Source organism: Dyella sp. S184, assembly GCF_009766065.1.
GTDB lineage: Bacteria > Pseudomonadota > Gammaproteobacteria > Xanthomonadales > Rhodanobacteraceae > Rhodanobacter.
Genome location: NZ_LMUE01000005.1, coordinates 386,157 through 400,893 on the forward strand (window position 1 = coordinate 386,157; position 14,737 = coordinate 400,893).

Here is a 14,737-nt window from a genome sequence, read left to right on the forward strand (position 1 = left end):
AAGCCGCTTCGGAGCAGTTTCCAGGCAGGCTGGTGTAGGTTCTGGGGCTCGATCTCTGGGTCTGTAGCTCAGGTGGTTAGAGCGCACCCCTGATAAGGGTGAGGCCGGTGGTTCGAGTCCACCCAGACCCACCATTATTCCAAGGATTCCTTGGGGCCTTAGCTCAGCTGGGAGAGCACCTGCTTTGCAAGCAGGGGGTCGTCGGTTCGATCCCGACAGGCTCCACCATGGAACGAACGCCGCGTGAGATAACAGCACACCCAAGATTTTTGAAATCATCCGGCATTGAGGCCGGCGTGATGTTCTTTGAAAACAAGTAAACGAGTGACAAGCGTCTTGGTTCGAACCGAACCGAGACAAGTGTTAAGGCAAGTAACGAAGTGGTTTGGATGTGTAATCCCGAGGCGACTTGGGGTTATATGGTCAAGCGACTAAGCGTATACGGTGGATGCCTTGGCAGTCAGAGGCGATGAAGGACGTGGCAGCCTGCGAAAAGTGTCGGGGAGCTGGCAACAAGCTTTGATCCGGCAATGTCCGAATGGGGAAACCCACTCCGCAAGGAGTACTGCAAAGTGAATACATAGCTTTGCAGAGCGAACCCGGGGAACTGAAATATCTAAGTACCCGGAGGAAAAGAAATCAACCGAGATTCCCTGAGTAGCGACGAGCGAACGGGGACTAGCCCAAAAGCACATTATGTTTTAGTCAAACGGGATGGAAAGCCCGGCCATAGATGGTGATAGCCCAGTCGACGAAAAGACATTTTGTGTGAAATTGAGTAAGGCGGGGCACGTGAAACCTTGTCTGAACATGGGGGGACCATCCTCCAAGGCTAAATACTACTGACTGACCGATAGCGAACTAGTACCGTGAGGGAAAGGCGAAAAGAACCCCGGAGAGGGGAGTGAAATAGACCCTGAAACCGTATACGTACAAGCAGTGGAAGCCCGTAAGGGTAACTGCGTACCTTTTGTATAATGGGTCAGCGACTTACTGTCAGTGGCAAGCTTAACCGTATAGGGGAGGCGAAGAGAAATCGAGTCTGAATAGGGCGCATAGTCTCTGGCAGTAGACCCGAAACCGAGTGATCTATCCTTGGCCAGGTTGAAGGTGCGGTAACACGCACTGGAGGACCGAACCCACATCTGTTGCAATAGATGGGGATGAGCTGAGGATAGGAGTGAAAGGCTAAACAAACTCGGAGATAGCTGGTTCTCCTCGAAAGCTATTTAGGTAGCGCCTCGTGCGAATACTGTTGGGGGTAGAGCACTGTTATGGCTAGGGGGTCATCGCGACTTACCAAACCATGGCAAACTCCGAATACCAACACGTACTACACGGGAGACACACGGCGGGTGCTAACGTCCGTCGTGAAAAGGGAAACAACCCAGACCCGCAGCTAAGGTCCCAAAGTCATAGCTAAGTGGAAAACGATGTGGAAAGGCATAGACAGCCAGGAGGTTGGCTTAGAAGCAGCCACCCTTTAAAGAAAGCGTAATAGCTCACTGGTCGAGTCGGTCTGCGCGGAAGATTTAACGGGGCTAAGCTATGCACCGAAGCTCGGGGTGTGCACATTTATGTGTACGCGGTAGAGGAGCGTTCCGTAAGCCTGTGAAGGTGGATTGTAAAGTCTGCTGGAGGTATCGGAAGTGCGAATGCTGACATGAGTAACGATAATGGGGGTGAAAAGCCCCCACGCCGAAAGCCCAAGGTTTCCTCGCGCAACGTTAATCGGCGCAGGGTGAGTCGGCCCCTAAGGCGAGGCAGAAATGCGTAGTCGATGGGAAGCAGGTTAATATTCCTGCACTTTTCCATAGTGCGATGTGGGGACGGAGAAGGTTAGGTCTACCGGGCGTTGGTTGTCCCGGGGAAAGGAGGTAGGCATGAATCTTAGGCAAATCCGGGATTCTTTATGCCGAGCACCGAGACGAGCCCTATTGGGCGAAGTGACTGACACCACGCTTCCAGGAAAAGCCACTAAGCTTCAGCTATGGAAAAACCGTACCGCAAACCGACACTGGTAGGCAGGGTGAGAATCCCAAGGCGCTTGAGAGAACTCGGGTGAAGGAACTAGGCAAAATGGCACCGTAACTTCGGGAGAAGGTGCGCCCATTGACGTGGTCACGTGCGTGACTGAGCGTCGATGGGTCGCAGTAACCTGGCCGCTGCGACTGTTTATCAAAAACACAGCACTCTGCAAACACGAAAGTGGACGTATAGGGTGTGACGCCTGCCCGGTGCTGGAAGGTTAATTGATGGGGTCAGCCGCAAGGCGAAGCTCTTGATCGAAGCCCCAGTAAACGGCGGCCGTAACTATAACGGTCCTAAGGTAGCGAAATTCCTTGTCGGGTAAGTTCCGACCTGCACGAATGGCGTAACGACAGCGGCGCTGTCTCCACCCGAGACTCAGTGAAATTGAATTCGCTGTGAAGATGCAGCGTTCCCGCGGCAAGACGGAAAGACCCCGTGAACCTTTACTATAGCTTTACACTGAACGTTGAGTTCTTCTGTGTAGGATAGGTGGGAGGCTTTGAAGCGCAGACGCCAGTTTGCGTGGAGCCAACCTTGAAATACCACCCTGAAGTGCTTGACGTTCTAACCTAGGCCCGTAATCCGGGTCAGGGACCGTGTATGGTGGGTAGTTTGACTGGGGCGGTCTCCTCCCAAAGAGTAACGGAGGAGCACGAAGGTACGCTCAGCGCGGTCGGACATCGCGCACTGTGTGCAATGGCATAAGCGTGCTTGACTGCGAGATCGACGGATCAAGCAGGTACGAAAGTAGGTCATAGTGATCCGGTGGTTCTGTATGGAAGGGCCATCGCTCAACGGATAAAAGGTACTCCGGGGATAACAGGCTGATACCGCCCAAGAGTTCATATCGACGGCGGTGTTTGGCACCTCGATGTCGGCTCATCACATCCTGGGGCTGTAGCCGGTCCCAAGGGTATGGCTGTTCGCCATTTAAAGTGGTACGCGAGCTGGGTTCAGAACGTCGTGAGACAGTTCGGTCCCTATCTGTCGTGGGCGTTGGAGATTTGAGGGGGGCTGCTCCTAGTACGAGAGGACCGGAGTGGACGTTCCGCTGGTGTTCGGGTTGTCATGCCAATGGCATTGCCCGGTAGCTATGAACGGAAGTGATAACCGCTGAAAGCATCTAAGCGGGAAGCACGCCCCAAGATGAGATCTCCCGAGAGCTTGACTCTCCTTAAGGCACCATCAAGACCAGGTGGTTGATAGGTCAGGTGTGGAAGTGCAGCAATGCATGGAGCTAACTGATACTAATGAGCCGTGAGGCTTGACCATATAACCCCAAGACGCTTCGTTCCTTAGCGACGTCTCGATAGATTCGAATTCACCTCGACGCTTGTCACTCGTTTACGATTTATCCACGTGAGATCCCTCTCACGGAAGTACCGGGTCACCGTTTTTTGTGATCCGACGCTTCAGAAGAATGTGGAGCTGGCGCTTAACGCGCTGCTCCCACCCCTTCCCTGGCGGCCATAGCGGCGTGGTACCACCTGATCCCATCCCGAACTCAGAAGTGAAACGCGCATGCGCCGATGGTAGTGTGGCTTTGCCATGCAAGAGTAGGTCACCGCCAGGGGCTTTATCCTGAACAACCCTCACCGGAAACGGTGGGGGTTTTTCTTTGCTTGGCGTTGCTGTTGCGATCGAAGATCGCGACCCGCAACAGGTCACCGCCAGGGGCTTTATCCAAGAAGGCCTCCCCACCCGGGGAGGCCTTCGTCTTTATAACGTTTGAAAATGGGGGCTGTTGCGATCAACGAGCGCAGACCGCCGCATGCCAACGCCTCGGGCTTTATCCCAAAAACCTCCACCCGAAATGGTGGGGGTTTTTCTTTGCGCGCGTTGCGGAGATCAAGCACATCACACTGTTGTGCTGGTGATGTCCCAACTTGTTGGTAACCTTCAGTTTCGGCTCAGATACAACTCGAAGCGAGTGGTGACCATTTGGAAAAGCAGTACATCCTGGCGATTGATCAGGGCACGACCAGTTCGCGCGCGATGCTGTTTGATCGAGCGGGTCGTGTTGCCGGAACGGCACAGCGCGAATTCCACCAGATTTTCCCGCAGCCCGGCTGGGTGGAGCACGACCCGCACGAGATTCTCGCGAGCGTGCGGACCACGGTGGCCAAAGTGCTTGCCGCGGCACAGGTCGACGCCGGCGCACTTGCGGGCATCGGCATCACCAACCAGCGCGAAACCACCGTGGTGTGGGACCGTCATACCGGGCAGCCGATCCATAACGCGATCGTGTGGCAGTCGCGCCAGAGTCTGGCGATCTGCGAGCGCCTGGAAGCAGACGGCTACGCCTCGCTGGTGCGTGAGAAGACCGGGCTGCTGATCGATGCGTATTTCTCCGGCAGCAAGATTCGCTGGATCCTCGATCATGTCGATGGTGCCCGTGCACGCGCGAAACGCGGCGATCTGCTGTTCGGCACGATCGAAAGCTGGCTGATCTGGAACCTGACTGGCGGCAAGCTGCATGTCACCGACGTCAGCAATGCCGCGCGCACGTTGTTGTTCGATATCCACGCACGCTGCTGGGACGACGAGCTGCTGCGCATGCTGGATATCCCGCGCAGCATGCTGCCGGATGTGCGCTCATGCAGTGAAGTCTATGGGCACACCGTGGCCTCGCATGGCTTCCCGGCTGGTGTGCCGATCAGCGGGGTGGCGGGTGATCAGCAGGCGGCGTTGTTCGGGCAGGCCTGTTTCGAGCCGGGTATGGCGAAGAATACCTATGGCACCGGCTGTTTCATGCTGATGCATACGGGTGCCGTGGCGGTGCCATCGCGACATGGTTTGCTGACCACGATCGCCTGGGAGCTGGATGGCGCCGTCGAGTACGCGCTGGAAGGCAGCATCTTCGTCGCCGGTTCGGTGGTGCAGTGGTTGCGCGATGCGCTGCGCATGCTTGAGCACGCCAGTGATTCGCAGGCATGTGCAGAAAGTGTGGCGTCCAGCGAGGGCGTGTATCTGGTACCGGCGTTCGTCGGGCTGGGTGCACCGTACTGGCGCAGTGACGTGCGTGGCGCGATGTTCGGCCTGTCGCGCGGCACCCGCAAGGAACATGTGGTGCGCGCAGCGCTCGAATCGATGGCCTACCAGTCGCGCGACGTACTGGCGGCGATGGAGGCAGATGCCGGCATTCCGCTGAAGGAATTGCGCGCCGACGGTGGGGCGATTGCCAACGACTTCATGGCGCAGTTCCAGAGCGACATGCTCGGTGTGCCGGTGCTGCGCCCGCGCGTGGCCGAGACCACGGCGCTGGGTGCGGCTTATCTGGCTGGTTTGGCGGTCGGTTTCTGGGAGAGCCGTGCGCAGATCGCGCAGCTATGGCAGATGGATCGCTGTTTCCGGCCAGCCATGGACGAAACCACGCGCGAACACCTTTATCGGGGCTGGCAACATGCGGTGAACGCGACCATGGGTTTTCGCGTCGGCTGAATCAGGCGAGACCTTGGCAGCTTGCCGAAGGCCTCGCCGTTTCGATCAGCGATGCCGCCATCAATCCAGCGCGTAACCGAACTGATCGAGGAACTCGGCGGCGAACTCGGCATAGTTGAACCGCTGGTTCTGTGTGCCTGGATGCTCAACCTTCAGCGCGCCCATCAGCGAAGCCATGCGACCCACAGTCGGCCAGTCCTTACCACGCATGATGCCGAAGATCAGGCCTGCGCGGTAAGCATCACCGCAGCCGGTAGGGTCGACGATCTGGCGCTCGCGCGCCGGCGGAATCTCGTGCGTGGTGTTGCCGGTGTGGATCTGTGAACCGCGTGGCCCCAGCGTCACGATATAGGCCTTCACCCGCCCGGCGATCTCGGCGGCACTCCAGCCGGTGCGGGTCTGCAGCAGCTGTGACTCGTAATCGTTGACGATCACGTAAGTCGATTTTTCGATCATCGAGCGGAATTCGTCGCCGCTGAACAACGGCATCGCCTGGCCCGGATCGAAAATGAAGGGCACGCCGCGTGCAGCGAACTCATCCACGTGCTGCAGCATCGCTTCGCGACCGTCGGGGGCGACAATCGCGAAATCGATCTGCGGGATGTCGCGTACATGGTTTTCCTGCGCACTGGACATCGCGCCGGGATGGAAGGCGGTGATCTGGTTGTTGTCCAGATCCGTGGTGATGAAGCATTGCGGGGTGAACTGGTCGTCGAACTCGCGCACGCAGTCGAGCTTGATGCCGCATTCCTCCATGTGCTTCCGGTATGGCGCGAAGTCCTGGCCGACGGCCGCCACCGGCAGCGGATCGCCACCGAGCAGCTTGAGGTTGTAAGCGATATTGCCGGCGCAGCCGCCGAACTCGCGGCGCATCCGCGGCACCAGGAAGGACACGTTCAGGATGTGCACCTGATCGGGCAGGATGTGATTCTTGAACTGATCCTGGAACACCATGATGGTGTCGTAGGCCAGCGATCCGCAGATGACGGCAGACATGATGTGCGGGAACCCCCGGGCGAGATGAGGGCCGCGACAGCCGCGTTCGACTCGAAGTCGAACCGGAAGCCCCGGCCAAAGGGTGGAATCCTACCGTTATCTGCCTGCGTTGGCGACTTTTTGCATGAGCGCGGAGCTCATCCAGGGACGAGGAAAACGCGCTTAGTACGGTGTTGTAAAAGGGTTTCTTAACGTTAATGTCCTTGCGCATGCGGGGCATGCTGACTAGACTGGCGAGCTTACTTTTTAGCCTAGCCGACCCACGGCGGACCCATGTTCAAGAAGTTTCGCGGCATCTTTTCCAACGACATTTCCATTGACCTCGGTACCGCCAACACGCTGATCTATGTGCGTGGCCAGGGCATCGTGCTGAACGAGCCGTCGGTCGTGGCGATTCGTCAGGATCGCGGCCCGGGTGGTCCTCGCACGATCGCCGCCGTGGGCAGTGATGCCAAGCGTATGCTGGGCCGCACGCCGGGCAACATCGCCACGGTGCGACCGATGAAGGACGGCGTGATCGCCGACTTCACCATGACCGAGGCGATGCTGCAGCATTTCATCAAGCAGGTGCACAAGTCGCGCTTCCTGCGACCGAGCCCGCGTGTGCTGGTCTGCGTGCCGTGCGGCTCGACCCAGGTCGAGCGACGCGCGATCAAGGAATCCGCCGAGGGCGCCGGTGCGCGCGACGTGTTCCTGATCGAAGAGCCGATGGCTGCCGCGATCGGTGCCGGCATCCCGGTGCATGAGGCGCGTGGTGCGATGGTGCTGGACATCGGCGGCGGCACCTCGGAAGTGGCGGTGATCTCGCTCAACGGCATCGTCTACTCGCAGTCGGTGCGCGTCGGTGGTGACCGCTTCGACGAGGCGATCATCAACTATGTGCGCCGCAATCACGGCACCCTGATCGGCGAATCCACCGCCGAGAAGATCAAGCTGCAGATTGGTTGCGCGTTTCCGCAGGCACAGGTCAAGGAGATCGAGATCTCCGGCCGCAACCTCGCCGAAGGCGTGCCGCGCATGTTCACGATCAACTCCAACGAAATTCTCGAGGCGCTGCACGAGCCGCTCGCCGGCATCGTGGCGGCGGTCAAGTCGGCGCTGGAGCAGACCCCGCCGGAGCTATGCTCGGACGTGGCCGAGCGTGGCATCGTGCTGACCGGTGGCGGTGCACTGCTGCGCGACCTGGATCGCCTGATCTCGGAAGAGACTGGCCTGCACGTGCAGGTGGCGGACGACCCGCTGACCTGCGTGGCGCGTGGCGGTGGCAAGGCGCTGGAGCTGATTGATCAGCACGGCAGCGATTTCTTCGCACCCGAATAAGAAGAGCCTGCTCATGGTCGCTCCACAGCGCGCGTTGTCAGTGGGCGGCCGTCAGGTGGCAGTGCACCGCGCTGTACTTGACTGGCTGTCAAGTCAAACCGTGTGCTACAGCATGGGGGCCGTCCACCGGCAACCCTGCGGGCCGGGGCGGTTTGCGTGCATGCCGGCGTCATCGCTCAGTCGTGTATCGACATACACTCCATCGCTCTTCCTTGGCCTGCGCGCAAACCGCTCCCGGCGCAGCCGTGGAGCGACCATGAGCAGGCTCTAGCGGCCATGGCGCGCGCGCGCGATGAGTCCTCGCCGCTGTTCGCCGGTAATGCGGCGGGCACATTACGGCTGATTTTCTATCTTGCATTGGCCGCCGTGCTGATGGTGCTCGACCAGCGCAACGGTTGGTTGTGGCGGTTGCGCTATAACGCCGCTGCCGTGATCGAGCCGGTGTATCGGCTTGCCGGCTTGCCGGCGTCGGGCGTGCGTACGCTGAGCGTGGCGTTTGCCGATCGCCAGCGCCTGACCGAGCAGAACCAGCGCCTGCGTGAGGATCTGCTGCTGGCCAATGCCAAGTTGAATCGCATGGCAGCGGTGGCCGAACAGAATCAGCGCTTGAAGGAATTGCTCGATACCCAACACAGCCTCGAGCTGAACGTGCAACTGGCGCGGGTGATTGGTGTGGATCTGGGCGCCTACCGCTATCAGTTGACGTTGAATGTGGGTGCCCGCGACGGCGTCAAGCCGGGCCAGCCGGTGATCGATGCGCATGGTGTGATGGGGCAGGTGAAGGAAGTGCTGCCGACCACCTCGGTAGTGATGCTGGTGACCGATCCGGCACATGCGATTCCGGTCGTGATTCAACGCTCCGGCCTGCGCACGGTGGCTTATGGCTCGCGTGACGGCGATCAGCTGACGCTGCCGAATATTCCGCTGGCAGCGGATGTGCGCGTCGGCGATAAGCTGCTTACTTCGGGCATCGGTGGACGTTTCCCGCCGGGCTTTCCGGTGGGCGAAATCCGAGCGGTAGCGCCGGCACCCACCGGTATGTTCCAGCTTGCGCGGGCGCAGCCGGCCGCGGACATCGATCGCAGTGAAGATGTGCTGCTGCTGCATGATCAGGCCGAACCCGATGGGCCGCCGGCTCCGCTGAAATCGGCGGGTCCCTCCAGTGATGGTGCGCCAGCCACCACGGGCACTGTGCTGGCCGTGCCGGCAAGCAAGAAAATCACCATGCCGATGGCCTCGCCAGCACCTGCCGCCAGCAGTGGGGTGCAGCAATGAACCGCCAGCGTCTGAGTCTGTGGTGGTTCGTCGGCACGCTGGTATTTGCGTTGATGTCCATGCTGGTGCCGTTGCCCGCCGTGCTGGAGCCGTTCAAGCCGTACTGGCCGGCACTGTTCCTGCTGTACTGGTCGCTGGAGTCGGAGGATCGGGTCACGCTCGGGTTGGCTTTCGCGATCGGACTTGGCGCGGATCTGCTCGATGGCGTGGTACTGGGCGAACAGGCGTTGCGCTTGTGCGCGTTGGTTTTCATCGCGTTGCGCTTTCGTTCGCGCCTGCGCTTTTTCCCGATGTGGCAACAGACCCTCGCGGTATTGGCGTTGTTGTTGAACGACCGCATCCTGCTGCTGATCGTGCGCGTGCTGGCAGGCGCGTCGCTGCCGCCGGCCAGCTGGTGGATTTCGCCGTTCGTCGGCGCTGCGCTGTGGCCGTTCCTGTTCCTGCTGCTTGACGACCTGCGCATGCGTTTGCGCATCCAGTAAGCGATGAAGATCCGGCGATCGATCAAGGATACCCGCGGCGAAAGCACCCAGTTTCGGCGCCGCGCCGTGGTGGGTTTCGTGCTGCTCCTGCTCGGTCTTTGCCTGCTGGTCAGCCGCTACGTGCAGCTGCAGGTGACACGCCATGACGAGTTCGCCACCCGCTCGATCAATAACAGTGTCAAGCCGCGTGTGCTTCCGCCCACACGCGGATTGATCTATGACCGCAACGGCGTACTGCTGGCTGACAACATACCGGCGTTCCGGCTCGAGGTGGTACCCGACAAGATCACCGACATGCCGGCACTGCTGGCCGCGCTGGGCCAAGTGGTGCCGCTGGGTCAGGACGACGTGGACGCGTTCAGGAAACAGCTCCAGCAAAGCCGGCGCTTCGACAGCGTGCCGCTGAAGATGCGTCTGAGCGAAGACGAGATCGATCGTTTCGCGGTGAACCGCTGGCGTTTTCCGGGCGTGGATGTGGTGCCGTATCAGACCCGACGCTATCCGTTGGGCGCACTGTTTGCACATGTGGTGGGCTATGTCAGCCGTATTGACGCCGATGACCTGAGCCGGCTCGATCCCAAGCTCTACCAGGGCACCAGCCATGTCGGCCGCACCGGCATCGAGCGATCCTACGAGGATGTGCTGCATGGTACGCCGGGCTACGAACTGGACGAGGTGAATGCCGATGGGCGTATCCAGCAGGTACTGGAAACGCATCCGCCGATACCCGGCCGGAATCTGTACTTGAGCATCGACGTGCGCATGCAGAAGGCCACCGAGGCGGCCTTCGCCGGTCGACCTGGCGCCGCCGTGGCGATCGATCCGCGCAATGGCCAGGTGCTGGCGATGGTCAGCGTCCCGGCGTTCGATCCCAATCTGTTCGTCAATGGCATCAGCAGCGCCGATTACAGTGCCTTGATCAATGATCCGGCCAAGCCGCTGGTCAACCGTGCCATGAAAGGTGTCTATCCGCCCGGCTCCACGGTGAAACCATTACTCGCGTTGGGTGGCCTCGAAGATGGCGTGCGTCGGCCCGGCGACACGGTGCTGTCCACCGGCCAGTTCTGCCTGCCCGGGCATGCACGCTGCTATCGCGACGATGAGCGTTACGGCAATGGCACGGTGAACATGGTGCGGGCGATCGAGTTGTCGACCAATACCTATTTCTACAAGCTGGCGCTGGACATGGGCATCGACCGGCTGAGTGCCTGGATGAGCCGCTTCAGTTTCGGCAGCAAGACCGGGATCGACCTGGTCGGTGAATCCGAAGGCATCCTGCCCTCGCGTGAATGGAAAGCCGCCCACTACAAGGCGGGCTGGTTCCCGGGCGATACGGTCATTACGGGCATCGGCCAAGGTTTCTGGGCGGTAACGCCGCTGCAGCTCAGTCATGCCGTGGCCACGTTGGCCGGGCATGGCGTGCCTTACCAGCCGCGGCTGGTGATGGCCACCAAGGGCGTTGCCGAGGCACAACCGCAGCCGCTGCCCAACCCGCCCACCGGTCCATCCTTGATCACCAAGGCTTCCAACTGGGACGTGATCAACGAAGGCATGCGGGCGGTGATTACCGGCGGCACCGGCAAGGGCCTGAATGAGGGTTTCCCGTATCTGATCGCCGGCAAGAGCGGCACCGCCGAGCGCTTCTCGCGCACGTCGGAGGCATACAACACCAACAAGAACTCTGCTTATCTGGCGGCGCGCCATCGCGCATGGTTCGAGGCCTACACTCCGACGGACGATCCGCAAATCGCCGCTGCCGTCGTGCTTGAATCAGGAGCATGGGGCGCGCAGGATGCCGGACCGATCGTGCGCAAGATTTTCGATGCGTGGGTGGTGTATGCCAAGGGCGGGCCGCCACCAGTGGATGTGCCCTTGCCCAAGCCGGGAGCACCATCGGGCAATGAAGCGGCTCCTGATCAAGCGGCTCCCGCTCAATCGGTTCCTGCCGAAGACGTTCCGGCAGACGCATCCAGCAGCGACGGGGCGACGCCATGATTGACACCATTCAAGTCCGCCTGAGTCGTTTCCTGCGCCGCACGCTCACTCGGCCGCGGATCGACCTGCCGCTGGCCGTCGGCCTGTTCGCGCTGGCCACGGTGGGCCTGATCACGCTCTACAGCGCCGGTGATGAAAGCATGGCGCTGGTCGGTGGCCAAGCCGGCCGCTTCGTGTTGGGTGGTGTGCTGTTGCTGTTGATCTCGCGCATTCCGCCATCGACGTTGCGCAGCTGGACACCGTGGCTGTACGCCGGCAGCACTGCGTTGCTGCTGGTGGTGGCGGTGCTCGGCGAAGGACGCGGTGCCAATCGCTGGTTGAACCTGGGCGTGATGCGCTTCCAGCCGTCCGAACTGCTCAAGCTGACGATGCCGATGATGGTCGCCTGGTACCTGCATCCGCGCCAGCTGCCGCCGGGCTGGAAGGACATCGCGGTGGTCGCCCTGTTGATCGCGATTCCAGCCGCGCTGATTGCAAAGCAGCCGGATCTGGGCACGGCCTTGCTGGTGACGGCAGCCGGTGCCTTCGCGCTGTTCCTGTCCGGCATGGCATGGTGGCGCATCGGCCTGCTGCTCGGTGCGGTCGGCGGCATGGTGCCGGTGGGCTGGCACTTCCTGCACCAGTACCAGCGTGATCGCGTGCTGACCATGCTCAATCCGGAATCCGATCCGCTCGGCAACGGCTGGCACATCATCCAGTCGCAGATCGCGGTGGGCTCCGGTGGCATGTTCGGCAAGGGCTGGCAGCACAGCACGCAGTCACGGCTGGATTTCCTGCCCGAGCACACCACCGACTTCATCTTCGCGGTGTTCTCCGAGGAGTTCGGCCTGATCGGCGTGATCGGAATCATGCTGTTGTACGCCTTCATCATCGGCCGCTGCTTGTGGATCGCAATGGAGGCGCGCGATACCTATTCGCGCCTGCTCGCCGGTGCGATCGGCATGAGCTTCTTCGTCTACGTATTCGTCAACGGTGGCATGGTCGCCGGCATGCTGCCGGTGGTCGGCGTGCCGATGCCGATGATCAGTTACGGCGGTACGTCGGCGGTGTCGTTGCTGGTCGGCTTCGGTGTGCTGATGTCGATCCACGCCAATCGCAAGATGCACGAATGAGCGCGGCCACTCGCTGATCCGCGGATAGCCCGCTGCAGGACAGGCTTACAGCAGTGTGCGTGTTAGGCTTTCGACGAAGCCTTATTACTGCCAGCGAAATCTCTTCATGCCCGTCATTCCCGCGCTACGCCCGCTCCGTTTCCTTGCCGCCCTGAGCCTGTTCTGGATGGGTGCACTGACCCCGGCACTGGCGGACACGCATCCCGGCCAGGCCGAACTGGTGCGCGAAGTGTCGGCCGATACCGGCAAGGATCCACAGGCGCTGAATGCCTTGCTCGACGGCGCGCAGATGCAGCAGAGCATCCTCGATGCGATCAGCCGGCCGGCCGAGGGCAAACCGTGGAAGGACTACCGGCCGATCTTCATCACCAATCAGCGGATCAGTGATGGCATCGCGTTCTATCTCGCCCACCGCGATCTGGTCGAGCGGATCGGCCGCCAGTACCAGGTGGCGCCGGAATACATCGTCGCGATCGTCGGCGTGGAAACCAGCTACGGCAGGAACACCGGCAAGTACAAGGTACTCGATGCGCTGGTCACGCTGGGCCTGTATTACCCGCCGCGTGCCGCGTTCTTCCGCAATGAACTGAAGACCCTGCTGGAGCTGCCCGACAACCACCTGGCCGGACCGATCGATACGCTCACCGGCTCCTACGCCGGCGCGCAGGGCTGGGGTCAGTTCATGCCGTCGAGCATCCGCGATTACGGCGTGGATGCGGATGGCGATGGCCATATCGACATGATGAATTCGTTGCCGGACATCCTGGCCAGTGTCGCCAACTACTTTGCGAAGCACGGTTGGGTCAATGGTGGCCCGGTGGCGGCATGGGCCCAGCCGGATGTGGCCGCGAAGCCGGTTACGGTGAAGGATGCCAACCCGCAATGGCCGCTGGAACAGCTTGAGGCGTGGGGTTACACGCCGCTGCGAGCGATGAATCCGGGGAAGCCGAGCAGCCTGCAGAAGCTCGAGGGTGTGTACGGACCGGAATACTGGTTCACCTTCCAGAATTTCTACGTGATCACCCGTTACAACCGCAGTCCGCTGTACGCGATGGCGGTCAACCAGCTGGCGCAGGAAATCATCTCGGGCGTGCACCAAGCGGATCAGGCACGATGAAAAAAAGCGGCTGTGCTGCGGCGACGCTGCTGGCTGTGTTATTGCTGGCCGGTTGCAGTGGCACGAAGACGCGGCCTGCAGCAACAAATGGTGTATCGCGCAGCTATGGCCATGCACCGACGGGCTCGACGGGCTCGAGTGATGCTGGCAGCACCCCGTTCAACGATGACATCAGCAGGTCCCAGGACAGCCGCTATCGCGACAGCAGCGACAGCGTGCCGGGTGGCCCGCCACCCGACATCAGCAAGCTGGTCGAGCCGGTGCCGAAGCTCGAGCCACGCTCGCTATACGGCAACAAGTCGCCGTATAGCGTGCTCGGGCAGACTTACCGGGTGCTGCCCGGTGCACGCGACTACGACGAGCGCGGCATCGCCTCGTTCTATGGCAACAAGTTCCACGGCTACAAGACCTCCAGCCTCGAAACCTACGACATGTACGCGTTCAGCGCGGCCAGCAAGACATTACCGTTGCCCAGCTATGCGCGGGTTACCAACCTGCAGAACGGCAAGAGCGTGATCGTGCGGGTGAACGATCGTGGGCCGTTCCACGAGGATCGGGTGATCGACCTGTCCTACGCGGCCGCGGTGAAGATCGGCATCTGGCCCAAGGGCACCGGGCTGGTCGAGGTGCGCGGGATCGACCCGGGCGAACCGGCGTCGGAACTGCCGCCGCCTGTCGTGGTCACAAGCGGACACCCAGGCATCTACCTGCAGGTCGGAGCGTTTTCCGATGCAGACAATGCTGAACGGGTGGCGCAGCGCCTGCGGCAGGCCGGGCTGGGCACGGTGCAGGTGACCGACGCCGAAATCAACGGCCAGCATGTGCGCCGGGTGCGGGTCGGACCGCTGGCGGATGTGAACAGCGCCGATCAGGTCAGTGCCCGGATCGAGGGCATGGGTCTGCCTCGACCGCAGGTCGCGGTAGACTGAGCGGGTTTGTTCGAATACTTACACCTTTGCTGGCGCCCC

General features: G+C 61.0%; 9 protein-coding genes, 2 tRNA genes and 2 rRNA genes. 12 read left to right on the forward strand and 1 reads right to left on the reverse strand.

Translation table 11 applies throughout. The annotated features are described in order from the left end of the window. Window positions 1-57: 57 nt before the first annotated feature. From GSQ75_RS11620 to glpK, 5 genes are all read left to right on the forward strand, one after another. Window positions 58-134: transfer RNA gene (locus tag GSQ75_RS11620), tRNA-Ile, on the forward strand. A gap of 18 nt (window positions 135-152) precedes the next feature. After that, window positions 153-228, forward strand: a tRNA-Ala gene (locus tag GSQ75_RS11625). Window positions 229-421: 193 nt separating this feature from the next. After that, a 23S ribosomal RNA gene (locus GSQ75_RS11630) occupies window positions 422-3,303 on the forward strand. A 187-nt stretch (window positions 3,304-3,490) separates the two neighbouring features. Then, a 5S ribosomal RNA gene (gene rrf, locus GSQ75_RS11635) occupies window positions 3,491-3,604 on the forward strand. 368 nt (window positions 3,605-3,972) lie between these two features. Continuing rightward, a complete protein-coding gene (glpK, locus tag GSQ75_RS11640; RefSeq protein ID WP_158755030.1) occupies window positions 3,973-5,472 on the forward strand; it encodes a glycerol kinase GlpK in 1,500 nt (499 codons plus the stop codon). A gap of 60 nt (window positions 5,473-5,532) precedes the next feature. On the opposite strand, the gene GSQ75_RS11645 is transcribed toward glpK, so the two are convergent. Then, complete coding sequence (locus tag GSQ75_RS11645) at window positions 5,533-6,468, reverse strand: carbohydrate kinase family protein (RefSeq protein WP_158755031.1); 936 nt, start codon at window positions 6,466-6,468, stop codon at window positions 5,533-5,535. Window positions 6,469-6,741: 273 nt separating this feature from the next. Here GSQ75_RS11645 and GSQ75_RS11650 point away from each other — a divergent pair, with 273 nt between their 5' ends. The 7 genes from GSQ75_RS11650 (at window position 6,742) to GSQ75_RS11680 (ending at window position 14,698) form a co-directional block, all read left to right on the forward strand. Next, window positions 6,742-7,788: a rod shape-determining protein gene (locus tag GSQ75_RS11650; RefSeq protein ID WP_158755032.1), complete on the forward strand. Its 1,047-nt coding sequence runs from the start codon at window positions 6,742-6,744 to the stop codon at window positions 7,786-7,788. Window positions 7,789-8,064: 276 nt separating this feature from the next. Next, window positions 8,065-9,063: a rod shape-determining protein MreC gene (gene mreC, locus GSQ75_RS11655; protein WP_158755033.1), complete on the forward strand. Its 999-nt coding sequence runs from the start codon at window positions 8,065-8,067 to the stop codon at window positions 9,061-9,063. Next, window positions 9,060-9,545, forward strand: coding sequence for a rod shape-determining protein MreD (gene mreD, locus GSQ75_RS11660; protein ID WP_158755034.1), 486 nt, complete (start codon window positions 9,060-9,062; stop codon window positions 9,543-9,545). The genes mreC and mreD overlap by 4 nt, the downstream gene beginning before the upstream one ends. 3 nt (window positions 9,546-9,548) lie before the next feature. Next, window positions 9,549-11,540: a penicillin-binding protein 2 gene (mrdA, locus tag GSQ75_RS11665; RefSeq protein WP_158755035.1), complete on the forward strand. Its 1,992-nt coding sequence runs from the start codon at window positions 9,549-9,551 to the stop codon at window positions 11,538-11,540. Beyond that, entirely contained in the window at window positions 11,537-12,652 is a 1,116-nt protein-coding gene (gene rodA, locus GSQ75_RS11670) for a rod shape-determining protein RodA (RefSeq protein WP_158755036.1), read from the forward strand. Before mrdA ends, rodA begins: the two co-directional genes overlap by 4 nt. Before the next feature lie 106 nt (window positions 12,653-12,758). Beyond that, window positions 12,759-13,769, forward strand: a complete 1,011-nt coding sequence (mltB, locus tag GSQ75_RS11675; RefSeq protein ID WP_158755037.1) for a lytic murein transglycosylase B — start codon at window positions 12,759-12,761, stop codon at window positions 13,767-13,769. Then, window positions 13,766-14,698: a septal ring lytic transglycosylase RlpA family protein gene (locus tag GSQ75_RS11680; protein ID WP_158755038.1), complete on the forward strand. Its 933-nt coding sequence runs from the start codon at window positions 13,766-13,768 to the stop codon at window positions 14,696-14,698. Before mltB ends, GSQ75_RS11680 begins: the two co-directional genes overlap by 4 nt. Window positions 14,699-14,737: the final 39 nt, after the last annotated feature.

Excerpts from the sequence above, each read along its gene's own strand:
- GSQ75_RS11645 (WP_158755031.1), bottom strand. The coding sequence starts at position 6,468 with ATGTCTGCCGTCATCTGCGGATCGCTGGCCTACGACACCATCATGGTG.
- GSQ75_RS11650 (WP_158755032.1), top strand. The coding sequence starts at position 6,742 with ATGTTCAAGAAGTTTCGCGGCATCTTTTCCAACGACATTTCCATTGAC.
- mreC (WP_158755033.1), top strand. The coding sequence starts at position 8,065 with ATGGCGCGCGCGCGCGATGAGTCCTCGCCGCTGTTCGCCGGTAATGCG.
- mreD (WP_158755034.1), top strand. The coding sequence starts at position 9,060 with ATGAACCGCCAGCGTCTGAGTCTGTGGTGGTTCGTCGGCACGCTGGTA.
- mrdA (WP_158755035.1), top strand. The coding sequence starts at position 9,549 with ATGAAGATCCGGCGATCGATCAAGGATACCCGCGGCGAAAGCACCCAG.
- rodA (WP_158755036.1), top strand. The coding sequence starts at position 11,537 with ATGATTGACACCATTCAAGTCCGCCTGAGTCGTTTCCTGCGCCGCACG.
- mltB (WP_158755037.1), top strand. The coding sequence starts at position 12,759 with ATGCCCGTCATTCCCGCGCTACGCCCGCTCCGTTTCCTTGCCGCCCTG.
- GSQ75_RS11680 (WP_158755038.1), top strand. The coding sequence starts at position 13,766 with ATGAAAAAAAGCGGCTGTGCTGCGGCGACGCTGCTGGCTGTGTTATTG.